This is a genomic window from Microbispora rosea (assembly GCF_044460045.1).
Classification (GTDB): Bacteria; Actinomycetota; Actinomycetes; order Streptosporangiales; family Streptosporangiaceae; genus Microbispora; species Microbispora rosea.
The window spans coordinates 34,632-60,910 of sequence record NZ_JBITJO010000020.1 but is presented as its reverse complement, the minus strand read 5'-3'; the positions used below and the strand labels follow the sequence as shown (position 1 = coordinate 60,910).

General features: G+C 69.3%; 20 protein-coding genes. 11 read left to right on the top strand and 9 right to left on the bottom strand.

The window, feature by feature from the left end; translation table 11 throughout:
- Positions 1 to 233 precede the first annotated feature (233 nt).
- Positions 234 to 974 carry a FadR/GntR family transcriptional regulator gene (locus tag ACIBK1_RS40340; protein WP_030512563.1) on the bottom strand — a complete coding sequence of 247 codons (741 nt, stop codon included), beginning with the start codon at positions 972 to 974 and terminating at the stop codon, positions 234 to 236.
- Positions 975 to 1,404: 430 nt separating this feature from the next.
- Between ACIBK1_RS40340 and ACIBK1_RS40335 the strand changes: the two genes are divergently transcribed.
- The 3 genes from ACIBK1_RS40335 (at position 1,405) to ACIBK1_RS40325 (ending at position 8,809) form a co-directional block, all read left to right on the top strand.
- Complete coding sequence (locus ACIBK1_RS40335; RefSeq protein WP_396740910.1) at positions 1,405 to 3,837, top strand: lectin; 2,433 nt, start codon at positions 1,405 to 1,407, stop codon at positions 3,835 to 3,837.
- Positions 3,838 to 4,006: 169 nt separating this feature from the next.
- Positions 4,007 to 6,874: a lectin gene (locus tag ACIBK1_RS40330; RefSeq protein ID WP_396740908.1), complete on the top strand. Its 2,868-nt coding sequence runs from the start codon at positions 4,007 to 4,009 to the stop codon at positions 6,872 to 6,874.
- Between the two features lie 114 nt (positions 6,875 to 6,988).
- The gene (locus ACIBK1_RS40325; RefSeq protein ID WP_396740906.1) at positions 6,989 to 8,809 is read left to right on the top strand and encodes a lectin; all 1,821 of its coding nucleotides are present in this window, start codon (positions 6,989 to 6,991) and stop codon (positions 8,807 to 8,809) included.
- 128 nt (positions 8,810 to 8,937) lie between these two features.
- On the opposite strand, the gene ACIBK1_RS40320 is transcribed toward ACIBK1_RS40325, so the two are convergent.
- Positions 8,938 to 9,930 (bottom strand): sugar kinase, encoded by a 993-nt coding sequence (locus ACIBK1_RS40320; RefSeq protein WP_051762786.1) that lies wholly within the window; start codon positions 9,928 to 9,930, stop codon positions 8,938 to 8,940.
- Between the two features lie 123 nt (positions 9,931 to 10,053).
- On the opposite strand from ACIBK1_RS40320, the gene ACIBK1_RS40315 reads away from it, so the two are divergent.
- Entirely contained in the window at positions 10,054 to 12,048 is a 1,995-nt protein-coding gene (locus tag ACIBK1_RS40315) for a right-handed parallel beta-helix repeat-containing protein (RefSeq protein WP_396740904.1), read from the top strand.
- Between the two features lie 139 nt (positions 12,049 to 12,187).
- Here the strand turns inward: ACIBK1_RS40315 and ACIBK1_RS40310 are convergent, their stop codons facing one another.
- Positions 12,188 to 12,943 (bottom strand): SDR family oxidoreductase, encoded by a 756-nt coding sequence (locus ACIBK1_RS40310; protein WP_396740902.1) that lies wholly within the window; start codon positions 12,941 to 12,943, stop codon positions 12,188 to 12,190.
- Positions 12,940 to 13,968, bottom strand: a complete 1,029-nt coding sequence (locus ACIBK1_RS40305) for a zinc-dependent alcohol dehydrogenase (protein WP_363426020.1) — start codon at positions 13,966 to 13,968, stop codon at positions 12,940 to 12,942. Before ACIBK1_RS40305 ends, ACIBK1_RS40310 begins: the two co-directional genes overlap by 4 nt.
- 273 nt (positions 13,969 to 14,241) lie before the next feature.
- Here ACIBK1_RS40305 and ACIBK1_RS40300 point away from each other — a divergent pair, with 273 nt between their 5' ends.
- The 7 genes from ACIBK1_RS40300 to ACIBK1_RS40270 all read left to right on the top strand — a co-directional run bounded on the left by ACIBK1_RS40300 (position 14,242) and on the right by ACIBK1_RS40270 (position 20,721).
- Positions 14,242 to 15,468 (top strand): ABC transporter substrate-binding protein, encoded by a 1,227-nt coding sequence (locus tag ACIBK1_RS40300; protein WP_197042957.1) that lies wholly within the window; start codon positions 14,242 to 14,244, stop codon positions 15,466 to 15,468.
- 1 nt (position 15,469) lies between these two features.
- On the top strand, positions 15,470 to 16,405 hold the full coding sequence (locus ACIBK1_RS40295) for a carbohydrate ABC transporter permease (RefSeq protein ID WP_030512202.1): 936 nt from the start codon (positions 15,470 to 15,472) through the stop codon (positions 16,403 to 16,405).
- Positions 16,406 to 16,487: 82 nt separating this feature from the next.
- Positions 16,488 to 17,339, top strand: a complete 852-nt coding sequence (locus ACIBK1_RS40290; protein WP_030512203.1) for a carbohydrate ABC transporter permease — start codon at positions 16,488 to 16,490, stop codon at positions 17,337 to 17,339.
- Positions 17,340 to 17,367: 28 nt separating this feature from the next.
- Positions 17,368 to 18,555: a mandelate racemase/muconate lactonizing enzyme family protein gene (locus tag ACIBK1_RS40285; protein WP_030512204.1), complete on the top strand. Its 1,188-nt coding sequence runs from the start codon at positions 17,368 to 17,370 to the stop codon at positions 18,553 to 18,555.
- Positions 18,552 to 18,896: an L-rhamnose mutarotase gene (locus ACIBK1_RS40280; RefSeq protein ID WP_036409248.1), complete on the top strand. Its 345-nt coding sequence runs from the start codon at positions 18,552 to 18,554 to the stop codon at positions 18,894 to 18,896. Before ACIBK1_RS40285 ends, ACIBK1_RS40280 begins: the two co-directional genes overlap by 4 nt.
- On the top strand, positions 18,893 to 19,723 hold the full coding sequence (locus ACIBK1_RS40275; RefSeq protein ID WP_396740899.1) for an amidohydrolase family protein: 831 nt from the start codon (positions 18,893 to 18,895) through the stop codon (positions 19,721 to 19,723). Before ACIBK1_RS40280 ends, ACIBK1_RS40275 begins: the two co-directional genes overlap by 4 nt.
- Complete coding sequence (locus ACIBK1_RS40270; protein ID WP_396740897.1) at positions 19,720 to 20,721, top strand: aldo/keto reductase; 1,002 nt, start codon at positions 19,720 to 19,722, stop codon at positions 20,719 to 20,721. Before ACIBK1_RS40275 ends, ACIBK1_RS40270 begins: the two co-directional genes overlap by 4 nt.
- Before the next feature lie 71 nt (positions 20,722 to 20,792).
- On the opposite strand, the gene ACIBK1_RS40265 is transcribed toward ACIBK1_RS40270, so the two are convergent.
- The 5 genes from ACIBK1_RS40265 to ACIBK1_RS40245 form a co-directional block, all read right to left on the bottom strand.
- On the bottom strand, positions 20,793 to 21,587 hold the full coding sequence (locus ACIBK1_RS40265; RefSeq protein WP_051762791.1) for a FadR/GntR family transcriptional regulator: 795 nt from the start codon (positions 21,585 to 21,587) through the stop codon (positions 20,793 to 20,795).
- Between the two features lie 135 nt (positions 21,588 to 21,722).
- Positions 21,723 to 23,348: a GH39 family glycosyl hydrolase gene (locus ACIBK1_RS40260; protein WP_030512209.1), complete on the bottom strand. Its 1,626-nt coding sequence runs from the start codon at positions 23,346 to 23,348 to the stop codon at positions 21,723 to 21,725.
- 171 nt (positions 23,349 to 23,519) lie between these two features.
- Positions 23,520 to 24,230: a maleylpyruvate isomerase family mycothiol-dependent enzyme gene (locus ACIBK1_RS40255; RefSeq protein ID WP_396740895.1), complete on the bottom strand. Its 711-nt coding sequence runs from the start codon at positions 24,228 to 24,230 to the stop codon at positions 23,520 to 23,522.
- Positions 24,230 to 25,078: a fumarylacetoacetate hydrolase family protein gene (locus tag ACIBK1_RS40250; protein ID WP_030512211.1), complete on the bottom strand. Its 849-nt coding sequence runs from the start codon at positions 25,076 to 25,078 to the stop codon at positions 24,230 to 24,232. Before ACIBK1_RS40250 ends, ACIBK1_RS40255 begins: the two co-directional genes overlap by 1 nt.
- Positions 25,075 to 26,232, bottom strand: coding sequence for a cupin domain-containing protein (locus ACIBK1_RS40245; RefSeq protein WP_396740893.1), 1,158 nt, complete (start codon positions 26,230 to 26,232; stop codon positions 25,075 to 25,077). Before ACIBK1_RS40245 ends, ACIBK1_RS40250 begins: the two co-directional genes overlap by 4 nt.
- Positions 26,233 to 26,279: the final 47 nt, after the last annotated feature.

Sequence of the window (26,279 nt, the reverse complement as noted above, 5' to 3'; positions counted from 1 at the left end):
TTTCCCTCCTTTTCGGCCAGGGGAAGCGCCTGCGGCCCCTTCCAGTGCTCTCAGCAGGGGATGCTCGCGATCCCCTGCCGGTCGCACGCGGATGAAAGATTCACAGACCGCCTCAGGCGGGCCGCTCTCCTCGGCCGGTGCGCGCCCCGGGCGGGGTTGCTCTGTCGAAACGATTCGATTCAGCGCTCACGAGTGGCCGCGAGGCGCTCCGCGGTGCGGGCGGCGCGACGGTCTCAACCGGCCGAGGAGAACAGGCGCTGCTGGATCTCCCTGCGGTAGTCGTCCAGCGTGTTGTCGAGGTGCGCGGCGGCGGCGTGAGCCGCCGCTTCCGCGTCGCCGGCGCGGATGGCCTGGTGGATTGCGTCGTGTTCCTCGACGGCCTTCGCCGCGTGCCCTCCCACGGAACCGCGCAGCCCGATGATCGCGGACTGGATCTGCAGCCGGCGGGCTTCCCGCACCGCGATCTGCAGGAACATGTTGTGCGAGGCCGTGGCGACGGCGGTGTGGAAGGCGTCGTCGCCCTCGTTGAACAGGTCCGCGCGGCCGCTCTCGAACCCGCGACGGCACAGGGCGGCAGCGTCCTCGATGGCCCGCAGCTCCGCCGGGGCGGCGCGGTGGGCGGCCAGCCGGCTGGTCTCCATCTCCTGCGCCCGCCGGAACTCGAACAGCATGTAGATGTGGTCCAGGTCGGTGGGGAGGAAGAACGACGCCAGCATCCCGGCGCCGAGCATCCCCTCGTCGTCGGCCACGTACAGGCCGCGGCCCTTCTGCGCGCGCACGCGGCCCAGCGCGGAGAGGATCTTCACCGCCTCGCGGACGACAGTGCGGCTGGTTCCCAGCTGCCGGGCCAGGTCGTTCTCGGTCGGCATGCGGTCGCCCGGACGCAGACCCAGCCGGGCGATGAGCTGCAGCACCTGCTCGGCCGCCACCTCGTAGCCCGGTCGATATCCGCCTTCGCGCGGGGTGTCGGTCACGGTGCTCCTTCTCGCGATCTCAGTAAAAGTATGCCTCTGCGGGTCCTGGCACCCGTCGGCCACCGGGGACATCACGCCATGAGTACGAAACATTCTGGCCGTTCACTTGAAACGTTTAGCCCTGCAGCGACGCCGATATGCGTTTCCGCTGGCCAGACGGCTCTTGGTGTTACGACGACATGACGTGCGTATGCCGGCAGTGAAAATAAGTGTGCTTAAGGTCTTGACGGGCCTCGGCACCGACACCGTAATTGGTAGCTGAGCACCCGGAGGACGCTTCCTCCGGGCCCTGCGGCTGGACCACACGGCGGGTGTGGGGAGGCGCATCGCATGCCTCCGCACCGTGGTCGGCCACGTCGGCTTTCCACTGCCTCACTTCACCCCGATCCCTCGTGGTGCCACGTGAGGCCGCGCCACCATGGAGAAGCACGTGACCGATCGGATCGAGCATCCGTCACCACCGGTCGCGGTGTTGAGACCGCTTCTGGCTGGTCTCGTCATCGCGGCGCTGACAGCGGCGATGACAATCGTCGCGTCGGCCACCGCGGCCCGCGCCGCCACCACGACCCTCTACGTCTCCCCCTCGGGCACCGGCAGCACCTGTTCGTCCGCCCAGCCATGCTCCCTGTCGGGTGCGCAGACCGCGGTGCGGTCACAGAACAGCTCCATGTCCGGCGACATCGTCGTGCAACTGGCCGACGGGGTGTACCGGCTCTCCGCGCCGCTACGGCTGACCGCCGCCGACTCGGGCACCAACGGATATCGGGTCGTGTGGCAGGCTGCCCCGTCGGCCCATCCCGTCATCAGCGGCGCCAGGGCGGTCACCGGCTGGACGCTCGCCAACCAGTCGAAGAACATCTGGCAGGCCAACGTCGGCGCCGGGATCGACACCCGGCAGCTGTACGTCAACGGCGTCCTCGCCACGCGTGCGCGCACCCAGGTGAACCGGTCCGACTTCACGGCCAACGGCTCCGGGCTGAGGTTCGGCAACAGCGCGCTGAGCTACCTGAACAACCTGGCCGGCCAGAACCGGGTGGAAATGGAGAGCGTCGGTTCGTTCACCGACCGATATGTGCGGGTGCAGAGCATCAGCGGCAACTTCATCACGATGCAGCAGCCCAGTTGGAACAACAACATCTTCGGGTACGACACGTTCACCACTCCGCACCGGGCCGGGCCGTTGTACATCGAGAACGCCTACGAGTTCCTCGACTCGCCGGGTGAGTGGTACATCAACCCCTCGACCGGCGTGCTGTCCTACATTCCTCTCTCCGGGCAGAACATGAGCAGCACCAGCGTGGAGCTGCCGGTGCTGCAGTCCCTGGTGGGCGTCGGCGGCACCTACGACGCGCCCGCGCATCACATCACCTTCAGCGGCATCACCTTCACCGGCACCAGCTGGCTCGGGCCCAGCAGCAACCAGGGCTTCGCCGACCAGCAGACCGGCTCCTACATCACGGGCAACTCCAACTGGCCCGGCGACCTGCCCAGCTCCTGCCAGGAGGGCTGCCAGCAGTTCGAGTCCACGCGGCCCAACTGGGCCCAGATGCCCGCGGCGGTGCAGGTCTCGGCGGCCGACCACATCACCTTCACCGACTCGCAGTTCGTCAATCTGGGCCAGACGGCCATCGGGATCGGCAACGACGCCAACGCGCATGCCAGCGGCGTCGGCCTGGGCGCCGGCGACATCACGGTCACCCGCTCCGAGATCGCCCGCAACTCGGCCGGCGGCATCGTGGTCGGCGGCGTGCGCGCCGACGCCCACCACCCCAGTGACCAGCGGATGGTCAACCGCAACATCACCATCACCGACAACCGCATCCACGACCTGGGGCTGGACTACCGCGGCGTCGTCTCGGTCCTGACCACCTACGTCGCCACCACCGACGTGTCCCACAACGAGGTCTACAACATGCCCTACACCGGCATGTCGATCGGCTACGGATGGGGCGCCAACGAGCCCGGCGGCAGCACCCAGTACGCCAACCGGGGTCTGTACAACTACCAGCCGCGATACACCACGGCCACCACCGCCTCGGGCAACAAGCTCGTCGGCAACTACGTCCACGACGTCATGCAGCAGATGACCGACGGCGGATGCATCTACACGCTGTCGTGGAATCCGAACGCGCTGATCAGCGACAACTACTGCCTGCGGACCAACGGCTGGTTCGGGCTCTACTTCGACGAGGGCTCCAAGTACTACACCGTCAGGAACAACGTCTTCTCGAACACCGGCACCTGGGCCACCGCCAACTACTGGGGCGGTGAGAACATGGGCAACTTCACCGTCACCGGCAACTGGTCGACCAACGGCAGCACCAACATCACCAACGGCGACCGCGGCAACGTCGTCAACAACAACGTGACCGTCTCCAACGGGCAGTGGCCGTCGGGCGCCCAGTCCGTGATGTCCTCCGCCGGGCCCCGCAACGGCACGTCGACGCCTTCCCCTTCGCCGTCGTCGCCGTCGGGGAGCACGAGTGCGCTCCGGGGTGTGGGGTCGGGGCGGTGCCTGGACGTCACCGGTGTGTCGCAGGCCAACGGCGCCGCGGCGCAGATCTGGGACTGCAACGGCCAGGCCAACCAGCAGTGGACCACCACCAGTGCGGGTGAGCTGCGCGTCTACGGCAACAAGTGCCTCGACGTCAACGGTGGCGCCACGGCCGACGGCAGCACCGTGATCATCTGGGACTGCAACGGCCAGAACAACCAGAAGTGGCGTCTCAACTCCGACGGCTCCATCACCGCCGTCGGCGCGAACAAGTGCCTCGACGTGTACGGCAACGGCACCGCCAACGGCAGCAAGGTCATCATCTGGACCTGCAACGGCCAGAACAACCAGAAGTGGACCCGAGCCTGACACCGTCCGGGCACGCGCCGTCGCCGGGGTGACCCATCGCCCCGGCGACGGCCGCACATGCCGCTCCTGCCCCACCGGCGGCACCCCTGGGCGCGGAGCAGAAATCGGGCAACAGCGCGGCGGCGCGCGCTGTTGCCCTGACCGACTTGGCCTTCCAGGAAGGATACCGATGTCCCGACGTCCGTGGCTCACAATGCTGACCACGATGGCGCTGATCTCGCCCGGAGCCCTCGCGATCACGGCCTCCCCGGCGAACGCTCTGACCATCCCCGCGTCCGACTACCAGCAGGTGTCGCTCGCCTCGGGCGGCTCCGAGCTGGGTGAGGCGATGTCGCTGGCCGTGATGCCCAACCGTTCGGTCCTCCACACGGCCCGTGACGGCACGGTGCGCGTCACCGATGTCAACGGCAACACCAAGGTGGCCGGCAGGCTCAGCGTCTACACCCACGACGAGGAGGGCCTTCAAGGTGTCGCGGTCGACCCGAACTTCGCGACGAACCGCTATGTCTGGCTCTACTACTCGCCGAAGCTGAGCACGCCGAGCGGTGACGCGCCCAGCACCGGCACGCAGTCGCAGTTCGATCAGTGGAAGGGACACCTGAACCTGTCCCGCTTCACCCTGAAGTCCGACGACACGCTCGACATGAGCAGCGAGAAGGTCGTGCTGGAGGTGCCCAACGACCGCGGGATGTGCTGTCACGTGGGCGGCGACCTCGACTTCGACGCGGCCGGCAACCTCTATCTGACGACCGGCGACGACAGCAACCCGTTCGAGTCGAGCGGCTACGCCCCGCTCGACGAGCGGACCAACCGCAACCCGCAGTACGACGCCCAGCGCACGGCGGCCAACTCCAACGACCTGCGCGGAAAGCTCCTGCGGATCAAGCCGCAGCCGGACGGCAGCTACACGATCCCCAGCGGCAATATGTTCCCGCCGGGGACGTCGAAGACCCGCCCGGAGATCTACGCGATGGGCTTCCGCAACCCGTTCCGGATGAGCGTGGACAAGGCGACCGGCGTCGTCTACCTGGGCGACTACGGTCCCGACTCGGGTGTGACCAACAGCAGCCGGGGCCCGAGCGGGCAGGTGGAGTTCAACCGCGTCACCGCTCCGGGCAACTACGGCTGGCCGTACTGCACCGGCACGAACACCACCAGCGAGACCTACAACGAGTGGGACTTCGCCTCAAACAGCACCGGGCCGAAGTACAACTGCTCGGGCGGGCCGACCAACAACTCCTTCCGCAACACCGGCCTGACCACGCTGCCCGCGGCGAAACCGGCGTGGATCAGGTACGCGGGGGACGCCGGCTCGCCACCGGAGTTCGGCTCGGGGTCCGAGTCGCCGATGGGCGGCCCGGTCTACCGTTACGACCCGAACCTGAACTCGGCCGTCAAGTTCCCCCAGGCGCTGGACGGGCGCTTCTTCGCCGGTGAGTACGGCCGCCGCTGGATCAAGGCCATCGAGGTCAAGAGCGACGGGAACTACGGGGAGATCTCCGCGTTCCCCTGGAGCGGCACCCAGGTCATGGACATGGCGTTCGGCCCCGACGGCGCCCTGTACGTGCTCGACTACGGCACCGGAAGCAACAACCAGGCGCTGTACCGGATCGAGTACATCGGCAAGGCCAACCGCAACCCGATCGCCAAGGCCGCCGCCGACAAGACCTCGGGACCGGCTCCGCTGACCGTGAGCTTCTCCTCCGCGGGCAGTTCCGACCCCGAGGGCGGCACGCTGACGTACTCGTGGAACTTCGGCGACGGCACGACCTCCACGTCGGCCAACCCGAGCAAGACGTACACGACGAACGGCACCTACACCGCCACCCTCACCGTCCGCGACCCGCAGGGGCTGACCGGAAACGCGAGCGTGATAGTGAACGTCGGCAACACCGCACCGACGGTGACGCTGACCACTCCGGCCGACGGGCAGCTGTTCTCCTTCGGAGACACCGTGCCCTTCCAGGTCACCGTCAGCGACCCGGAGGACGGCACGATCGACTGCTCGAAGGTGACCGTCACCTACTTCCTCGGCCACGACAGCCACGCGCACCAGATCACCTCCAAGAGCGGCTGCAGCGGCTCGATCAACGTGCCGGTGGACGGTGAGCACGATTCCGCAGCCAACATCTTCGGCGTCTTCGAGGCCTCCTACACCGACCAGGGCGGCCTGACCTCCACCAATGTCCGTACGCTCCAGCCGCGCCACCGGCAGGCCGAGCACTTCGGCGCCCAGCAGGGCGTCCAGACGGCCGACCACACCACCGCCGAGGGCGGCAAGACGGTCGGCTTCACCGACGACGGCGACTGGATCTCCTTCCAGCCCTACAACCTGGCCGGCGCGACGAAGATCACCGCTCGGGTGTCCTCGGCCGGCGCGGGCGGCCGGATCGAGGTGCGGACGGGCTCGGCCACGGGCACGCTGCTGGGCACGGTGAACGTCGCGAGCACCGGCAGCTGGGAAACCTTCACCGACGTCTCGGCGAACCTCAGCGGCGTGCCGTCCGGCACGACGACGCTGTACCTGGTCTTCCGCGGCGCGACAGGACAGGGCTACCTGTTCGACCTGGACGCCTTCACCTTCGGCACCGGCACGACGACCTCCCCGTCCCCCTCCCCCTCTCCATCGGCCTCCCCGTCGCCCTCGGCGAGCACGAGCGCGTTGAAGGGTGTGGCGTCGGGGCGGTGCCTGGACGTCAACGGAGCCTCGCAGGCCAACGGCGCCGCGGCGCAGATCTGGGACTGCAACGGCCAGGCCAACCAGCAGTGGACCACCACCAGCGCCGGTGAGCTGCGCGTCTACGGCAACAAGTGCCTCGACGTCAACGGTGGCGCCACGGCCGACGGCAGCACCGTGATCATCTGGGACTGCAACGGCCAGAACAACCAGAAGTGGCGCCTCAACTCCGACGGTACCATCACCGCCGTCGGCGCGAACAAGTGCCTGGACGTCTCCGGCAGCGGCACCGCCAACGGCACCAAGGCGCTGATCTGGACCTGCAACGGCCAGAACAACCAGAAGTGGAACCGCGTCTGAGGCCACCCGGCACACCACCCGGCCTCATGCCGATCACCCATTGATGCGACCGCCCGGCGCGACCCGCTTTCATCGTCGAAAGCGGCCGCGCCGGGCGGCGACGGAAGGACACCCATGCTGCGACATCTGACCCCCGCCGCGCTCGGGCGCACCGCGGGGAGCGACCGGAAGACATCCGTGCTGCGACGCCTGGCGGTGACCGCGGTGGCACTCACCGCTGCCGCCACGGCGCTCCCCGCCGTCCCCGCCCACGCCGCCGCCTTCAAGGTGCTGGTGTTCTCCAAGACGGCCGCCTTCCGGCACGACTCCATTCCCGCCGGCATCCAGGCCATCCGCGAACTGGGCGCCGCCAACGATTTCGCCGTAGACACCACGGAGGACGCGAACGCGTTCACCTCGGGCAACCTCGCGCAGTACAAGGCCGTGGTGTTCCTCAGCACCACCGGCGACGTGCTGAACGCCTCCCAGCAGACCGCCTTCCAGTCGTACATCGACGGCGGAGGCGGTTACGTGGGGGTCCACTCGGCCTCCGACACCGAGTACGACTGGCCCTACTACGGGCAGCTGATGGGGGCCTGGTTTAACAACCACCCGGCCATCCAGCAGGCCACCGTACGGAACGAGGACCGGGCGCACGCGGCCTCGGCCCATCTCGGCCAGACCTGGACGCGCACCGACGAGTGGTACAACTACCGCACCAACCCACGCGCCAACGTGCACGTGCTGCAGAGCCTGAACGAGAGCAGCTACAGCGGCGGGAACATGGGCGACCACCCGATCACCTGGTGCCACCCCCAGTCCTCCGGCCGGTCGTTCTACACCGGGTTGGGACACACCCAGGAGTCGTACGCCGACTCGAACTTCCGCACCCTGCTGCTGGGCGGGATCCGGTACGCGGCCAAGGCCGTCAACGCCGACTGCCGCCCGGAGACCGGGTACACGGCGCTGTACAACGGGTCGACGACGGGCTGGTCGCAGGTCGGGCCGGGGTCGTTCACCAACAGCGACGCCACGCTGACCTCCCAGGGCGGCATGGGGATGCTGTACTACGGCGCCAAGGAGTTCCACTCCTACTCGCTCAAGCTCGACTGGAGAATGACCGGTGACTCCAATTCGGGGGTGATCGTCGGGTTCCCGCCCACCAGCGACCCGAACACGGCGCTCAACACCGGATATGAGGTGCAGATCGACGCGACCGACACCGCGGACAAGACGACAGGGGCGATCTACGGAGTCAAGTCGGCGGACATCGCCGCACGCGACGCGGCGCTGAACCCGCCGGGTCAGTGGAACACCTATGAGCTGCTGGTGGAGGGTGAGCGGCTGCAGGTGTTCCTGAACGGCACCAAGATCAACGACTTCACCAACACCGACCCGGCCCGCTCGCTCCAGCAGGGCTACATCGGCATCCAGAACCACGGCGCCGGCAACGAGGTGGCGTATCGCAACATCCGCATCAAGGAACTGGCCGGCCCATCGCCCTCCCCGTCCCCATCGCCCTCCCCGTCCCCGTCTCCCTCCCCGTCGCCTTCTTCCTCGCCTTCGGCGGGCACGAGTGCGCTGAAGGGTGTGGCGTCGGGGCGGTGCCTGGACGTCAACGGCGCCTCGCAGGCCAACGGCGCCCTGGCGCAGATCTGGGACTGCAACGGGCAGGCCAACCAGAAGTGGACGTCGACGAGCGCCGGTGAGCTGCGGGTCTACGGCGGTAAGTGCCTGGACGTCAACGGTGGCGGCACGGCGAACGGCACGAGCGTGCTCATCTGGGACTGCAACGGTCAGAACAACCAGAAGTGGCGCCTCAACTCCGACGGTTCCATCACGGCCGTCGGTGCGAACAAGTGCCTGGACGTGTCCGGCGCCGGCACCGCCAACGGCACCAAGGTGCAGATCTACACGTGCAACGGTCAGAACAACCAGAAGTGGACCCGGGTCTGACGCCGCCTGGGCGCGCGCCTTCACCGGGGTGATGGATCACCCCGGCGAAGGCCGTCTCTCAGGAGGGTGACGCCACCGGCCGGGCGGCCGGGCGTGCGGTTCGCCGGCCGGGCGGCGCAGCGCGACGTTCACCGGCGGACCTCGCGCCCGCCGCCCCGGGCGATCTCCAGCACCTCCTCGGCGCTGAAGCGGCACTGGTCTCCCTGCACGCTCATGGCCAGGGAGGCCATCGCCGTTCCCCGGCGAAGCGCGTCCTCGGGAGAATCGTCGAGCACGCCCCACAACACGCCGGCCGCGAAGGCGTCCCCGGCACCGATCCGGTCGACCCCGGCGGTGGGCAGTGCCGGGGCCGCGAAGGACTCGCCGTCCCAGTGGGCGACAGCGCCTCCGGCCCCGGCCGTCACCACGACGCGGCCGACCGCCAGCCTCCTCGCCAGCTCGCTCGCCAGGGTCGAGGGATCGCCGGACAGGCCGAAGAGATCGCGTGCGTCCTCGGCCCGGCAGATCAGCAGGTCGACGTCGGGCGCCAGTTCGGCCGCGAACGAGGCGGCCGTCTCCGGCGAGGACAGCGCCGAACGATAGTTCACGTCGTAGACGACCAGGGCGCCGCGCTCGCGCCCCTCCCGCGCCGTTCGCAGCACGAGCGCGTCCGACCCCGGCGCGAGAGCGGCGGTGATGCCGGTCAGATGGATGATCCGCGCCTCGCACACGGCTGCCCAGTCGAGATCGTCGACGCGAAGCGAGCCGAACGCGGTGCCGGCCCTGTCGTAGAGGACGCTCGTCGGGCGGGGCGGGGAGCCGATCTCGGCGAAGTAGAGGCCGAGGCGCTCGTCGGCCACCCACCGCACGGTGTCGAGAACGACGCCGGCGCTCGACAGTGAGTCGGCGACCCGGCGCCCGAGGACCGTGTCCGGCAGCGCCGACGTCCAGCGAGCGGACACACCGACCGATGCCAGGGCGACGGCGACGTTCGCCTCGGCGCCCCCGACGTGGACACGCAACCAGCCGCAATCGCGAAGCCGCTCTCCGGCCGGGGGCGACAGCCGCACCATGGCCTCACCCAGCGTCGACACCTCGACGCGCGGGCCGCTGACGGGGCCTTCGCTCTGTTGCTCGCTCATGTCCGGGAATCACCCCTCTTGACGGACACCCTTTACTCAAGATTTCATCATACCTATTATGTGTTACATCACATGCACCAAGGGAGCCAGAGACAAGTGAGACAAGGCCATTTGGCGTCCCTCGTGGGAAGCATCTCCGTCGTTGCCGCCGGCATCGTCGTCGTCGGCGCCACTCCGGCGCTCGCCGTGCCGCCCCATCCCGGCCGGACCACGATCGTCGTCTCTCCGGACGGCGACGATCACAATCAGGGCACGCCGGGCAAGCCGCTGCGCACCCTGCCCGCGGCGCAGGCCATGGCGCGCGCCTCGGCACGCGCGGGAAGCGCCGTGACGGTCGAGCTGAGGGACGGGACCTACCGGCTCGACAAGCCGCTGCGTTTCACCGCGGAGGACTCGGGGACCAGCGCCAAGCCGGTGACCTGGACCGCCGCGAAGGGCGCGCACCCGATCATCTCGGGCGGCCGGGCCGTGACCGGATGGACGTCGTACGACGCGGGCAAGAACATCTTCGTCGCCTCGGTGCCCAAGGGGCAGGACAGCCGTCAGCTCTACAAGAACGACGCCGCGGCGCCGCGCGCGGCGATCAAAATCGCTCGCAGCGACGTGACGATCACCGAGTCCGGCATGGAGATCAAGAATCCCGCGCTGAACTACCTCGCGACGCTGCCGGACCAGAGCCGCATCGAGGTCGAGAGCCAGGGCTCCTTCACCGACCGGTACGCCCCCGTGCAGAACATCAGCGGGACGACGATCACCATGCAGCAGCCCGCGTGGCAGAACAACAACTGGGGGTACGACACCCTGGCGCGCCCGTTCGCGGGCGGTCAGCTGCTGCTCGAGAACTCCTACGCGTTCCTGCAGGAGGGGCAGTGGTACCTGGACCCGGCCGCCGGCAAGCTGTACTACCGCGCCGCCGCCGGTGAGGACCCGAACGGCGCGTCGTTCGTGCTGCCCTACCTCGAGTCGCTCGTGCAGATCGCGGGCGGCTACGCGAAGCCGGTGCACGACCTGACCTTCTCGGGCATCCAGTTCTCGCACTCGACCTGGCTGTCGCCCGGCTCGTCGATCGGCTACGCCGACCAGCAGAACGGCGCCTTCATCCCGAAGGCCTACCCGCAGCCCGCCGACTACCTGAGCAGCTGCCAGTCGGGCTGCCCGCTCTTCGAGGGCGCGCGCAACGGCTGGAACCAGATGCCGGCGGCGGTCCAGGTGGCCGCGGCCACCCGCGTGAAGTTCACCGACGACACCTTCTCCCACCTCGGGCAGGTGGGCCTCGGCATCGGCCTGGACGCCAACGCGAACGGCGCCGGGATCGGGCTCGGGGTCACCGAGACGACCGTGCACCACAACCTGTTCACCGATCTCGGTGGCGCGGGGGTCGTCGCGGGCGGCGTGCAGCCGGACGCCCACCACCCGAGCGACCCGGCGATGACCCTGCGCGACATCACGATCGACAACAACTTCGTGACCGACGTCGCGAAGGACTACAAGGAGATGTCGGGCATCCTCACCACGTACGTGGACCACGCGGTGATCGCCCACAACGAGGTCTCGAACCTGGCCTACGACGGGATCGACACCGGCTGGGGCTGGGGCGCGAACGACGCGGGCGGCAGCCAGGACTACAAGAACCGGGGCCTGTACGCCTACCAGCCGATCTACACCACGCCGACGACCCTCAAGAACACCGAGGTGACCGGCAACCTGATCCACGGTGTGAAGAAGGTCTTCCACGACGGCGGGAGCCTGTACAACCTGTCGGCCAACCCCGGCGCCGTGTTCAGCGGCAACTACATCTACGACACCAAGCGGACGGTGGGCCTCTACCTGGACGAGGGATCCCGCTACGTGACGATGAAGAACAACGTGGTCCAGGACTGCGGAGTGTGGGTGTTCACGAACTCCTACGGGACGATCAACAACACCAGCGACAACGTGCTCCAGCACAACTGGTACAACTCGGGCGGCACGCAGACGCCTGACGCCGGCGTGCACAACAACCAGCTGATCGACAACGTTCAGGTCTCGGGCACGGACTGGCCCGCCGAGGCCAAGCAGGTGATCGAGCAGGCCGGTCTCGAGCCCGCCCTGCGGACCTTCCCGGGAGTCACCCGGTAGTCGCCTGACGGCGTCCGGCCGCCGGACGACGACGAGGCGGGGAAGCCGTACGGCTTCCCCGCCTCTTCCTATAGACCCGCCCCTTGCTATAGACCCGCGTCTTGCTATGGAAGCGAACGCGTCCCTACAGGCGAGCGCGTCATCTCCCCAACCATCCGCCGTCCACCGGGATGATCGCGCCGGAGACGTAGTCGGACGCCGCCGAGCTGAGGAAGACCGCCGCCCCCGCGAGATCGTCGCCTTGGCCCCAGCGCCCGGCCGGAATCCGCTCCAGGATCGACCGCGACCGTTCGGGGTCGCCGCGGAGCGCCGCCGTGTTGTCGGTCGCGATGTAGCCCGGCGCGATGGCGTTGACGTTCACGCCCCGCCCGGCCCACTCGTTGGCGAGAGCACGGGTGAGGCCCGCGATCCCCGACTTCGCGGCGGTGTAACCGGGCACGTTGATCCCGCCCTGGAAGCTCAGCATGCTCGCCGTGAACACGATCTTGCCGCGCCCGCGCTCCAGCATCGGACGCGCGACCAGCTGGGTGAGGGCGAACTGGCTCGACAGGTCGACCTCGATCACCCGGTCCCACCACGAGAGCGGATGCTCCGCCGCGGGCGCCCGTTCGATGGTGCCCGCGTTGTTGACGAGGATGTCGGGAGCCCGTTCCGCGAGTTCGGCGCCCAGCGCCAGGACGGCGTCACGGTCCGCGAAGTCGACCGCCCGGCTCTCGAAGGACCGGCCGAGCCCGAGGATGGACTCGGCGACCTCGTCGTCGGGCCGTGACTGCGCGCTCACACCGATGATGTCCGCGCCGGCGGCGGCGAGGGCCTCCGCCATGGCGCGGCCGATGCCCCGCCGGGCGCCGGTCACGACGGCGAGACGGCCGTTGAGGTCGAACAGACCACTCATGCCCGGGCCTCCCCTGCGACGTCCACGAGGATCTTCATGGCCCGGCCCGCCGAGAGGTCGTCGATCGCGGAGGCGATCTCCTCGATCGGGACGACGCCGGAGATGAGGGCCTCCGTGGGGATCACGCCCCTGCCGAGCAGGTCGACGGCGCGCTCGAAGTCCGACCGCTGGTACACCCGGGCGCCCAGCAGTCGCAGCTCGCGCCAGAACACGCGCTGGAGGTCCAGCTCACGAGGGGCGGAGTGGATGGCCACCACGACGATCGTCCCGCGCACCTTCGCCAGGTCGGTGGCGGATCGGGCCGCGGCGGCGGCTCCCGACACCTCGAACACCACGTCGGCGCCGACGCCGTTCGTCCAGCGCCCGACCTCGGCGGCCAGGTCGGCCGAAGCGGGGTCGATCACCTCGAACCCGAGCTCGGCGACGCGGCTCCGGCGGGTCGCGTCGACCTCGGCGACCATGACATGGGCGCCGGCGTCGCGCGCGACGGTGGCGATGAGCACGCCGATGGGGCCGCCGCCGAGCACGACCGCGTGGTCGCCGACCTGGAGGCCGGAGCGCCGGACGTCATGCACCGCGACGGCGACGGGCTCGACGAGCGCCGCCGTGCGCAGGTCGAGGCCGGAAGGCAGCGGCACCGCGATCGACGCCGGCACATTCCACCGCTGCTGCAGCCCTCCGGGGGAGTCGATGCCGACGAACACGAGGTTCTGGCAGATGTGCTGATGACCGGCGAGGCAGGCCGGGCAGGTGCCGTCCCAGACCAGCGGCATGACGGTCAGAGGGTCACCGACCTTCCAGCCCTCCACGCCCGCGCCGACCGCCGCCACGGTGCCCGACGTCTCATGGCCGAACACGAGGGGTGTGCGCACCCGGGCGTCCATGTTGCCGTGCACGATGTGGAGGTCGGTCCCGCACAGTCCGCAGTACGCGACGGCGACCTGAATCTCCCCCGGACCCGGCGGCCCGACGTCGACCGAGACGGTCTCCAGACGGCCGCCGCCCACATATGCTGCACCCTTCATGGGAGTTCTCACTCTCCTTCGCACCGCACCGCACCAGCCGCGGCATCTCTTGCGCTCATCATACGTATGCCGTTACTTTTATCACCATCTCTCACCCCCCGATGTGGGAGACAGGACAAAAAGGACTCGAACATGTTCCGTTTCACACGAGCCGGACGCACGGGCCCATGGATGCGCGCGATCAGCGTTGCCGGAGCATCGGCTATCGCCCTCACCCTGGCCGGTTGCGGCGGCGATGACGGCACCTCAGCCGGTTCCTACGGTTTTCCGCAGGTGACTCAGGACGACAAGGCTCCCATCACCGTATGGGTGGATGCCGATAGAGCAAGCGCGGCCGACGCCTTCAAGAAGGCCAACCCGGACGTCAAGATCAACGTCGTCACGTACGACGGCTCGGCCAACGGCTCGAACTCGTTCCGGACGAAGGTGCAGCTCTTCGACCGGGCCGGCAGCGGCTGGCCCGACGTCGTGTTCTCGACGCAGAACAACGACGCGGCGTGGGCGAGCCAGAAGAGCAACGGCAAGCAGGCGTTCGCGGCCGTGCTCAACGGCGGGCTCGTCCAGAAGACCACGCTCGACTCCTTCACCAAGGGTTCCCTGGACCCGTGCACGGTCGAGGGCAAGGTCTACTGCCTGCGCAACGACCTCGCCCAGGTCGCGCTCTGGTACAACAAGGACCTGCTCGACAAGTTCGGCTACACCGTCCCCACGACGTGGGAGGAGTATCAGGCGCTCGGCGAGAAGGTGGCCAAGGAGCACCCCGGCTACATCGTCGGCGCCGTCGGAGACTCGTTCGCCTCGGAGATCTACTTCTGGAGCGGCAAGTGCCAGGCGAACGGCGTCACCGGTCCGAAGACGGTCACGGTCAGCACCGGCACCACGGAGTGCAAGCGCGTCGCGTCGATGCTCGACGTTCTGATCAAGAACGGCACCACGCCCAACCTGAGCGTCTTCACGCCCGAGTTCGTGAAGAAGTACACCGGTAAGGTGCTCCTGATGCCCGGCCCGGCCTGGTACGCGGGAGCCATCTTCAACAACCCGCAGTCGCTCAACGTCCCCGCGGGTCAGCTCGGCGTCGCGGCGCCGCTGACGTGGCAGGGCGACACCCCCGCGACCGGCAACGTCGGCGGCGGCACCTGGTTCGTCAGCAGCCACTCCAAGAACCTCAAGGCGGCCGAGAAGTTCGTCGAGTTCGTCACGACGGCCGACGACTACCAGGTCAACGTCGCTCCCGGTTACCCGGCCTACGCGCCGGCCGCCGAGAAGTGGCTCAAGAAGCAGGAGTCGAGCGGCTACTACGCGACCGACCTGCAGGCACTGCTCACGGCCGGGTCGCAGATCTGGAACGGATGGGGCTCCGGCGTCTTCAGCCAGGAGGCGATCTGGGCGAAGACGATCACTCCCGCGATCGCGAGCGGCAAGAACCTGGTCGACATGCTTCCCGAATGGGAGACCGCGATCAAGAACCAGGCGCAGGTCAACGGCTATACGGTCAAGTGACATGACAGTCATGAATGAGACCGGCCCGTCGGCCACGACAGCACCGCGCGGAGGGCAGGGCGAAAGGAACGACGCCGGCGAGCGGAGCGCGATGAGCTACGGCTTCGTCGCCCCCTACACAGCGCTGGTGATCGCGTTCGGGGTCCTGCCCGCCCTCTACGCAGTCTTCCTCGCGTTCACCGACAACGAGGGCGGCTTCGCGGGAATCGCCAACTTCACCAAGGTCGTGAGCGACTTCCGCTTCCTGCCCGCCGTCGCGCACGTCGCGCTCTACCTGGTGATCTGGCTGGTGGCCCTGGTGGTGCTGGTCTCGTTCCTGGCTGTCGTCGTGCACGCGGTCCGGGTGCGGTGGCTGAGCCGGACGCTCAGGTTCGTCTTCTACCTGCCGGGCGCTCTGGCGGGCGCGTCGAGTGTGCTGCTGTGGCTGTTCGTTCTCGACCCGACCGCCAGCCCGGTCAGCGGCCTGCTGCGTCTGCTGGGATTCTCCAGCTTCGTGCAGGTCATCGTGCCGGCGAACCTCCCGCCTGTGTTCGCCATCATCGCGTTCTGGACCGGCGCGGGCGGGTGGATCGTCATCATGTACGGTGCGCTCAACAACATCAGCCCCGACGTGATCGAGGCCGCGCGCATCGACGGCGCCACCGCCGTGCAGATCGCGCGGCGCATCCAGCTGCCGATGCTGCGCAAGTGGATCTCGTACATGGGCATCATGTCGCTCGCCGCCGGCACGCAGTTGTTCGTCGAGCCACAGCTGCTCTCGCAGGCGAGCAACGCGATCGTGCCCAACGACTACTCGCTCAACCAGCTCGCCTACCAGTACGCGTTCCAGCAGAACGACTTCAACGGAGCGGCGGCCATCTCCCTGCTGCTGCTCGTCATCGCCCTCGCGCTGTCGGCCGTCTTCGTGACGCGCGGCGGCCTGTTCGAGAAGGACTGAGGTCATGACGACAGTCGACGTCGGTCGCCCGGCGAGGCGACGGAACCCGGCGAGGCGACGGAACAGTGTCAGCGGCTGGAGCATGCGGACGATCATCGCGGTCGTTGTTGCGATCTTCGTGCTGTTCTTCGTGATACCCATCGTCTGGCTGCTGCTGGCGACCACGAAGTCGGCACACGCGCTCATCGTCGACAACCCGTTCCAGCCCGGCAGCTTCGGCGACCTGGCCGCCAACTGGGACCAGTTGTTCGGCTTCCAGGACGGCGCGGTGACCTCGTGGGTCGGCAACTCGGCGCTGTACGCCCTGGGTGCGCTCGTCATCACGCTCGTCGCCAGCATCCCGGCGGGCTACGCGATGGCGTTGACGGAGTTCCGCTTCCGGCGGCTGCTCCTGGTGCTGACGCTGATCGTCATGCTGATCCCGAACACCGCGCTGGTGCTGCCGATCTTCCTCGAGCTGAACGTGGTGGGGCTGATCGGCAGCCCGCTGTCGGTGATCCTGCCGATGGCGTTCTTCCCCTTCGGCGTGTACCTCACCTACATCTACTTCAACACCAGCGTCCCGCGTGACCTGCTCGCGGCGGCGCGCCTGGACGGATGCACCGAGTTCCAGGTGTTCACCAGGGTCGCGCTGCCGCTGGCCGCGCCGATCGTCGCTTTGGTGGCGTTCTTCAGCTTCGTCCAGAACTGGAACAACTTCTTCCTGCCCTTCGTGATGCTGCCGTCGAGCGAGGGGTATCCGATCCAGGTCGGCCTGACCTCCCTGCTCGCCTCGACGCCGGCGTTCAACCCCAGCTCCGCCGGCGCCCAGTCCGTCCAGCTGCCCACGCTCGCGCTCGCCACCGTCATCTCGGTGTTGCCGGTGCTGATCGTCTTTCTTTTCGCACAACGCTTCCTGGTCGCCGGCATGACGGCCGGAGGAACCAAGGAGTGAGTCGCATTTCCGTAATGAAGGAGCAACCGTGAAGGTCACCGGCTATCGCAGCCTGACCACTGCGCACGACTGGGGCCGGCTGATCGGCGACGCCAACGGCGTCATGCCCGAGCCGCGCACCGACGTGCACGTGCTGATCCTCGAGACCGACAGCGGTCTCGAGGGCGTCGGGCTCGGAGCGCACGGCGACATCGAACGCGTCTTCGGCGCCGTCGAGGGCGAGGACCCGCGGGCCGTTTCCGCGATCTACGACCGGATGCTCGACCGGGTCTTCAAGACCGGTCACTCCGGCGCCACCTTCGGCGCGATCGGCGCGATCGACATGGCGCTCTGGGACCTCAAGGCGAAGGCGGCCGGCGAGCCGCTCTGGCGCACTCTCGGCGGCCGTGACCGGTTCGTTCCGGGCTACGCCTCCGGACTGGACATCGCACTCGACGATGACGCCCTCGTACGCCTCTACGAGCGCTTCGCGGAGCGGGGCTTCAGCGGCGCCAAGCTTAAGGGCGGCCGCAACCTCGAGCACGACCTGCGCCGTCTCAAGGCGCTGCGGGACGTCTTCGCGCGCAACTCGGCCGAACCCGCCCTCATGCTCGACGCCAACGAGTCGTGGAACCGCTCGCAGGCCGTGCGCTACATCGCGGCACTGGAGCAGGAGGTGGACCTCACCTGGGTGGAGGAGCCGGTGCGCAGGTGGGACGCCGCCGGGCTCGCCTCGGTCCGGCGGGGCATCCGCGCCGGGGTGGCGACCGGCGAGAACCTCACCGGTCTCGAGCAGTACCGGCCGCTCCTGGACGCCGACGCCGTCGACATCGTCCAGGTGGGCAACGTGTGGGGCATCACGCACTTCCTGCGGGTGGCCGCGGTGGCGCACAGCCGTGACCTGCCCGTCAGCCCGGTGGCCTACCACACCAACCCGGTCGCGCACGCCGCCGTGGCCGTGCCGAACCACCTGGCCTTCGAGGTCCAGGACCTCTCGGCCCCCATCGGACTCCACGTCGACCAGGAATTCGAGGACGGCGGGATCGTCCTCGGCGACGAGCCGGGCATCGGCATCCGGGTGGACGAGGAGCACATCAACGCGGTGCGGGCCGCCGATCCCCCGGCCGCGATCGACGGGCCCCATGTCCGCCCCAAGCGGGCGGGCCTGCGCCTCGTCCCGGACTCTGGTCAGGGCGACCGCAACGGCGCGCGCGCCGGAGAGCGGGTGGGATCGTGAGCGCCCAGCCTCGCATCCAACGTCACGCCTTCGTCGTCGGCGTCCGGCCGGAGCGCCGGGAGGAGTACCTCGAGCTGCACAGCAACGTCTGGCCGCAGGTCGAGCAGACCCTGCGCGACGCGAACGTCACGAACTACTCGATCTTCATCGTCGGCGACACGCTGTTCGCCTACTACGAGTACGTCGGCGACGACCACGCCGCCGACATGGCCCGCATCGCCGAGGACCCGGTGACGCGCGAGTGGTGGACGCACACCGACCCCTGCCAGGTGCGGATCGTCGAGGAACGCGATCCCGGCGCCCTGTGGCAGCCGCTCGACGAAGTCTGGCACCTGTCGTGATCCGTTCCGTCGACGCGCACGTGCATCTCTGGAACCGGGCCACCGATCCGCAGCCGTGGATCGACCCGGTGACGATGGCGGCGATCGACAGAGACTTCGCGCACGGCGACCTCGAGCGGATGCTCGATTCGACCGGCGTGGAGGTCACCGTCGTCGTGCAGTCGATCAACAGCGCCGCCGAGACGAGGCGGCTGCTGACCCAGCCGGGCCCGCGCGTCGCGGGCGTGGTGGGCTGGGCCGACCTCACGGGCGACGTCGCGGCGCAGCTCGACGAGCTCGACGCCGCGGCGCGCCGGAGGCTGGTCGGGATCCGTCACCTGGTCCATGTCGACCCCGATCCCGACTGGCTCGGACGACCCGACGTGGGAGCGGCGCTCGATCGGCTGGCCGCCGCCGGCCTCGGCTTCGACCTGGTGGTGCGGTCGTGGCAGCTGCCGCTGGCCGCGACCGTCGCGGCCGCGCATCCCGGCGTGCGCTTCGTCGTCGACCACCTCGGCGGGCTCGCCGAAGCGGACGACGACGACGGCTGGGAGGCCGGCCTGCGCGAGCTCGCCGCACGGCCGAACACCTGCGCGAAGATCTCCGGGCTGGCCGGGCTGGTGAGCCGCGGCGAGGGAGCCCGGCTGCGCCGGGCGGTCGGCGTGGCGCTGGAGGCGTTCGGCCCGGACCGGCTCATGTACGGCTCCGACTGGCCGCTCGCCGAGCTGGGGGCCGGCCCGGTCGCGTGGCGAGGAGCGGTGGACGAGCTGATCGGCGAGCTGAGCCCGGCCGAGCGCCAGGCGGTCGTGTCCGGCACCGCGTCGGCCTTCTATCGGCTCGGCACATGACGGCACAGGTCGCGGAGCTGCTGAAGCGGGCGCGGTCGAGGCACGGCGTCATCGGCCTCGGCGGATCGCCGCTCGGCAACTTCGCCAGCCCCATGACCGACGACGAGGCCGCCCTGACGATGCGCCGGGCGTGGGATCGCGGCATCCGCTACTTCGACACCGCGCCGCACTACGGCCTCGGGCTCTCCGAGCGCCGCATCGGCGCGGAGCTGCGCCGCCGCCCTCGCGACGAGTTCGTCCTGTCCACCAAGGTCGGTCGCCTGATCGTGCCCAACCCCCGGCCCCGGGAACGGGACGACGACGGGTTCGCCGTTCCCGGTGACCTGACACGGCAGTGGGACTTCTCGGCGGCGGGCGTCGAACGCTCGCTCAGGGAGAGCCTGGAGCGCCTCGGGCTCGAGTCGGTGGACATCCTCTACCTGCACGATCCCGACCAGGCGTGGGAGGGCGCGGCCGCGGAGGGGCTCTCGGCGCTGGCGCGGCTGAAGGCCGACGGCGTCGTGAAGGCCATCGGCATCGGGACCAACTCCACCGCCGGGCTCGCCGGGATCACCGAGGACGGGCTCGTCGACGTGATCATGCTGGCCAACCGCTACTCGCTGCTCGACCACACCGCGCTCGACTCGGTGCTCGTGCCGGCCCACCGCTTCGGTGTCGCCGTGGTGGCCGTCGGTGTCTTCGCCACCGGCCTGCTCTCCACCGCCCGCCCCGCGCCCGGCTCGACGTACGAGTATCGCGCCCCCGGCGCGGACGTGCTCGGGCGCGCCGAGCGCATCGCGTCGGTCTGCGAGGACCACGGCGTCGAGCTCCCCGCCGCCGCGCTGGCCTTCCCCCTGCTGCACCCCGCGGTCTCCGCGATCGCCGTCGGCATGCGCTCACCGGTCGAGGTGGACGAGAACCTCGGGCGGTTCGAGACCGACATCCCCGACGGGCTCTGGGACGACCTGATCGCCGAAGGTCTGATTCCGCCCGGCGCCGTGCGGACGCACGAATCCTGAGCCCGGGCGGAGCGTGAGCTCCGGCCCCACCGTGACGCCGGCTTCGGCGGGCGTCACGGTGGGCGGCACTCTCAGGAGCCGGCCTCCTGGCCCATCGCTCCGCGTACGCCGGGGCGGCGCCTGGCCCACGAGCCCAGTATGTGGACGCGCATCGCGGCCGCGGCGCCCTGAGCGTCTCCCTGGAGGATCATCGACTCGATCTGCCGGTGCTCGGCGAGCGACTGGAGGTGCTCCTCCCTGCTCGGGTCGCCGTTGTACCGGCTCGACAGCCGCGCCTTGGCATGGATGCCGTGGATGATCGCGTGACCGAGACGGTTGCCGGAGAAAACCATGATCATCTCATGGAAGGCGACGTCCTCCCTGCCGTAGCGATCCGCGTCGTGCAGGCTCTCCGCGAGGACGTTCGCCTGCTTCTTCAGCGCCTCGACCTGATCCGGTGTGATCACGCGGGCACACTGCGCCGCCATGTCGCACTCGAGGGCCGCCCGGACGTTGATGAGGTCGTCGAGGATGGACAGGTTGCTGTCGTGCCGGATCTGCGCCTCGAGGACGAGGGGGTCCAGCAGGTTCCAGCCGATGGGCTCGAGAACCCGGGTCCCCCGGCCCGGCGTCGCCTTGACCAGGCCCTTCGCCTCCAGAAGTTTGATCGACTCGCGCACCACGGTGCGGGAGACGCCGAACTCCTGGCACAGCTCGGGCTCCGTCGGGAGTACGGTGTCGACCGGATAGGCCCCCGAAACGATGCGGTCGACCAGATGCGTGACAACGGTGTCGCCCAGACGCCTGGGGCGTCGGTAGCTGGGCGGCTCCAGCGAGGCGTGGGAGGTGCTCCCGGTCGGACCGGAATGAGAGGACGCGGCAGTCACTGGGCCTCCAGGAGGAATATCACCAGCCCAGTATACGCGTCTGCACATATGTAATTCATATGATGTAACCGATCTCACTCCGCGCTACCTGGGTGATGCGCCGCCGCGCGGTCACGCGCGCGGTCGCTTGCATGGTCACGCCGACTGCCGCAACGACATCACGGCCCACGGCGCGAGTTCGACGTCGAGGTCGAGCACACCGGTGGCGGGCACGGTCAGTGTGAACCTGAGGAGCGAGTCGGCGACCCTGCGCAGGTGCTCGCTCTCGGCCCGCGACGGGTTGAGGGGGGACCCGAGCCGATACCACGCCTCGGCGACGTTCCCGTGCTCCCAGTCCACGACCTCGACGAGAAACGTGGTGCCCGGCTCCAGCCCGCCGATCGAGTGCCGGATCCTCCGGCTCGGCCCGATCTCGGCCAGCGCGCGTGTCGCGTCGTACGAGTTCTGCGCCCGGACACCCTTCTTGCCCATGTCCTCCGGGTAGTTGAAGAACACCGCCGACACGGCCGACGTCCGGCTGTCCCGGGTCACGACCCCGTCGGACGTCGTGAGCAGCAGCCGGTCACCGAGCCTCTCCAGCATCGTGAACGCGTGGAACGTGGGCTTGTGAATCCCGGACTCGTTCACGAGGCCGAATCCGCCGTGAAACGGTCCGATCCCGGCGCCTCCCTCCTCGAACACGTCGGTGAAGGTCCAGTAGGAGATCGAGTCGGCGAGGGTGGCGCACTGCAGGTACGACCGCGTGATGGAGGTCGCCGCGAACACCGTGTCGTGGATGAAGTCACGGGATGACGGCGACGTCGACCACTCCGTGATGTGGATCTCCGCTTCGGGGTACGCGCTGTTGCTCACGAGCTTGCGAAGCAGGGTCAGGTCGTCGAACGTCGCGTCGGCGTACCGGGTGATGTGCACGGCCTCGCCGTCGGCGGCGAACGCGAAGTCGGTGGGGTAGGTGTGCGTCGAGATGAAGTCGATCGGAAGTCCGCGCTCCGCGCACCAGGCGATGAAGTCCTCGATCCACACCGGGCGCCAGTCGAGCGCGTCCACGTCGGCCGCGCCGGCCGTCTCGTGCGTGGCGGCACGGTCCTCGACCTCGCCCTTGTAGCGTTCGTCGGGCACGAAGACGCTCGTCGCCGGCCCGCCCACCTTCAGCTCGGGATCGATTCTCTTGATGGCCGTGACGGTCTGCTCGTAAAGCTCGAAGTATTCGGTCTTCGTCCCGGTCCAGAAGTGCGGCACCAGGTTCGGCTCGTTCCACACCTCGAACCGCCACTCCCGCACCTCGTCGAGGCCGTACCGGTCGATCCAGTGCTCGACCGACCGCGTCACCAGCTCGACCCAGCGCGCCATGTCCTTGGGCGGGCTGCAATGAGCACCCCACCAGAACACCGTCTCCGTCTGCGTGGCCAGCTCGCGCGGCATGAAGCCCAGCTCGACGAAGGGACGGACACCGCATTTCAGGATGAAGTCGAACACCTTGTCCACGTAGCTGAACGTGTACACGGGCGAGTCAAGGGGTGCGTCCGGGCCGAAACCGCCGCCGTAGCTCTCCCGATAAACGAACATGTCGTCGTGGAAGACGCCGTGAAAACGGATGTACTGCACTCCGCATGCGTCGGCGACCTCCGCGAACTGCCGTTGCCAGTCCGCGCGCAGCGCCTCGTTCGCCCGCCCGGCACCGATGCATCTGCTCCACGCATGGGGGAACACACTGTCGTCGCACGGCTTGCCGTCGATACTGAACCGGGACTCGCTTGTCATGGTTCACTTCTCTCACAAATGGCCCACGGGCGGGAGATGGCCGGCGAAAGAGCGCTGCCGTCCCGCGATGGCGCCCAGCCCGCCTCCCGGCACCTCCAGCCGGCGACGACCCTCAGCGTCCGCGACTCGACGGGCCCGGTCCCGCCGTCCTGAGCCGGCCGCGGACACCCATCACAGCCACGCGGTGAGGAGCGGCGCGAGGGAGCCGTCGGAAGCGGCCAGCGCCTGCGGGCGGCCGGAGAGGTAGGCCGCCACCTCGGCGATCGGGCCCTGGACGGTGACGGGCTCGCCCTCGCCGGGCAGCTCCCAGCGGTCGCCGGTGTCGGTGGCGGTCAGGACGACCGCGGGGCCTGCGGCGCCGCCGCGCTTGGCGACGATGTCGTCGGCGAGGGCGGTCAGGAGTCCGGCGGGCAGGGCCGAGAACGCGACGCCGGAGGCCAGGTCGACGGCGTGGACGCAGACCTCGCGGGAGCGCAGCCACGGGATCTCCGTCGCGGGGACGGTGCGCCCCTGGGCGGTGACGACCTCGGCGTTCCACTGGTCGTCGGTGAGCCCGGCGATGCCCGCGGCGAGCCGCTCGGCGGACGAGGTCAGCCAGGCGGCCAGCTCCGCGGCCGGTCTGCGGGCGCCGGCCTCGATGTCGGCGTCGCGCTGCTGCGGCGAGGAGTACATCGGGGTCTTCTCACCGGTGGCGGCCCAGCGCACCAGGTTGCCCAGCGCGTCGGCGTTCGCCGCCACGTGGGCCACCAGGTGCTTGCGGGTCCAGCCGGGGAGCCCGGACGGGGCGAGGTAGTCCTCCTCGCCCCACCCGGCGACGGCGGCGAAGAACAGTTCGGTGCCCGTCGCGCACCAGTTCAGGGCGTCGCCGAGGGTACGGCGCATCAGGCCGCCCCGTCCTCGGCCACGGTGTTCTCCAGCCGGCCGATGCCCTGGATCTCGGCGACGACGCGCTCGCCGCCGGTCAGGTAGCGCTTGGGGGTGCGGGCGTGGCCGACGCCGCCGGGGGTGCCGGTGGCGATGACGTCGCCGGGGTTGAGGCGCACGATGGTCGAGACGTACTCCACCAGCGCGACCGGGTCGAAGAGCAGGTCGCCGGTGTTGTCGCGCTGCATGACCTCACCGTCGACGCTGAGGACGACCCCGAGCTCGGGGCGTACGCCGCCGGGGAGTTCGTCGGGGGTGACGAGGCAGGGGCCGACGGGGGTGGAGGAGTCCCACATCTTGCCCTGCAGCCACTCGCGGGTGCGGAACTGCCAGTCGCGGCAGGTGATGTCGTTGAGCACGGTGAAGCCGGCGATCGCGGCCTCGGCCTCGGCGCCCTTGGCGCGACGGGCCTGCTTCCCGATCACGACGGCGAGTTCGACCTCCCAGTCGAACTCCTCGGTCTCCTCGGGACGGGCGATGTCGTCGCCGGCGCCGATGAGGCAGTCGGCGAACTTGGCGAACAGGGTCGGGTACTCCGGCAGGTCGCGGCCCATCTCCTGGATGTGGTTCTTGTAGTTCAGGCCCACGCAGACGACCTTCGAAGGCCGCGGGACGACCGGCGCGAAGTCGGCGCCCTCGGCGGGATAGGTCGTAGCGGCGTCCGCGTCGACGGCGGCGGCCCTGGTGGCCCAGTCGTCGTGCGAGAGGAGCTCGCCGAGGTCGGCGGCGCCGAGGTCGACCAGCCGGTCGCCGTCGAGCCGTACCGCGCGGGTCGAGCCGTCGACGCGGAGGGTGGCGAGCTTCATCGGGTGGTCCCTTCGATACGGGTGCGGTTGAGCTGCAGGGCTTCGAAAACCGGGGAGTCGCTGAACCGGAACAGGTCCAGCGCGCCGGAGTCGGAGTCGGTGGAGCCGGCCTCGGACCGGGCCGAGAAGGGCTGCCAGGACGGGACGGCGAACAGGTCGCCGCGGGTGACCGTCCAGGTCCTGTCGCCGACGGTCACGGTGCCCGAGCCGTCGAAGACCTGGTAGACCGACGAGCCGGTCTCTCGGACCGGGGCGGTCTCGGCGCCGCGCGCGATGCGGTGCATCTCGGCGCGGAGCGTGGGCAGCACGTCGGCGCCGGTGGCCGGGTTGGTGTAGCGGACGGCGGCGTGGCCGGGTTCGACGGTGCCGCCGAAGCCCTCGGCCTCCAGGGCGAGCTGGTCGGCCAGGGCGCGGTCGGTGAATTCCCACTTGTAGGACAGCAGCGGGGTGCCCGGGGTGAGCTCGCCGACCGACAGCGGGCGCAGGCCGGGGTGGCCCCACAGCCGCTCGGAACGGGACCGCTCGGGGGTGATCCGCTCGTCTTCGCCGATCTCGTCGCGGCCGAGCTCGAAGAACTGCGCCTCGGTGACGTACTGGAAGGGGATGTCCAAGCCGTCGATCCAGGCCATCGGCTCGCCGGTCGCGTTGTGGTGGGCATGCCAGTTCCAGCCGGCCTGCGGGAGGAAGTCACCGCGGCGCATCGGGACCGCGTCGCCGCCGACGACCGTCCACACGCCCTCGCCCTCCACGACGAAGCGGAAGGCGTGCTGGGTGTGGCGATGCTCGGGAGCGTCCTCCCCCGGCATCAGGTATTGGATCGCGGCCCACAACGTGGGCGTCGCGAAGGGCCGGCCGCCCAGCCCGGGGTTGGCCAGAGCGATCGCCCGCCGCTCTCCCCCGCGGCCGACCGGGACCAGCTCGCCGGCCTGCGCGGCGAGCCGCCGCAGGGTCTCCCAGCGCCACAGGTGCGGCACCGCGCGGGAACGGGGATGCGCCGGCATCAGGTCGCCGATCTCCGTCCACAGCGGCACCAGCAGCTCCTGCTCGAAACCGCGGTAGAGGTCTTCGAGCGCGGGGGTGACGTCGGGCTGGTCCGGTGCGTCGACCGCACGGAGTCGCACCGGGGACTTCGGCGTGGTCACAGGGGTGCTCATAGGGCTAATGTTGGTGCGATAGCTCAATGAAGAACGCGAAATTCTGC

Bases quoted from the DNA above. Each gene is read 5' to 3' on its own strand.
- ACIBK1_RS40330 (WP_396740908.1), top strand. From the start codon at position 4,007: ATGTCCCGACGTCCGTGGCTCACAATGCTGACCACGATGGCGCTGATC.
- ACIBK1_RS40325 (WP_396740906.1), top strand. From the start codon at position 6,989: ATGCTGCGACATCTGACCCCCGCCGCGCTCGGGCGCACCGCGGGGAGC.
- ACIBK1_RS40320 (WP_051762786.1), bottom strand. From the start codon at position 9,930: ATGAGCGAGCAACAGAGCGAAGGCCCCGTCAGCGGCCCGCGCGTCGAG.
- ACIBK1_RS40310 (WP_396740902.1), bottom strand. From the start codon at position 12,943: ATGAGTGGTCTGTTCGACCTCAACGGCCGTCTCGCCGTCGTGACCGGC.
- ACIBK1_RS40305 (WP_363426020.1), bottom strand. From the start codon at position 13,968: ATGAAGGGTGCAGCATATGTGGGCGGCGGCCGTCTGGAGACCGTCTCG.
- ACIBK1_RS40295 (WP_030512202.1), top strand. From the start codon at position 15,470: ATGACAGTCATGAATGAGACCGGCCCGTCGGCCACGACAGCACCGCGC.
- ACIBK1_RS40290 (WP_030512203.1), top strand. From the start codon at position 16,488: ATGCGGACGATCATCGCGGTCGTTGTTGCGATCTTCGTGCTGTTCTTC.
- ACIBK1_RS40270 (WP_396740897.1), top strand. From the start codon at position 19,720: ATGACGGCACAGGTCGCGGAGCTGCTGAAGCGGGCGCGGTCGAGGCAC.
- ACIBK1_RS40260 (WP_030512209.1), bottom strand. From the start codon at position 23,348: ATGACAAGCGAGTCCCGGTTCAGTATCGACGGCAAGCCGTGCGACGAC.
- ACIBK1_RS40255 (WP_396740895.1), bottom strand. From the start codon at position 24,230: ATGCGCCGTACCCTCGGCGACGCCCTGAACTGGTGCGCGACGGGCACC.
- ACIBK1_RS40250 (WP_030512211.1), bottom strand. From the start codon at position 25,078: ATGAAGCTCGCCACCCTCCGCGTCGACGGCTCGACCCGCGCGGTACGG.
- ACIBK1_RS40245 (WP_396740893.1), bottom strand. From the start codon at position 26,232: ATGAGCACCCCTGTGACCACGCCGAAGTCCCCGGTGCGACTCCGTGCG.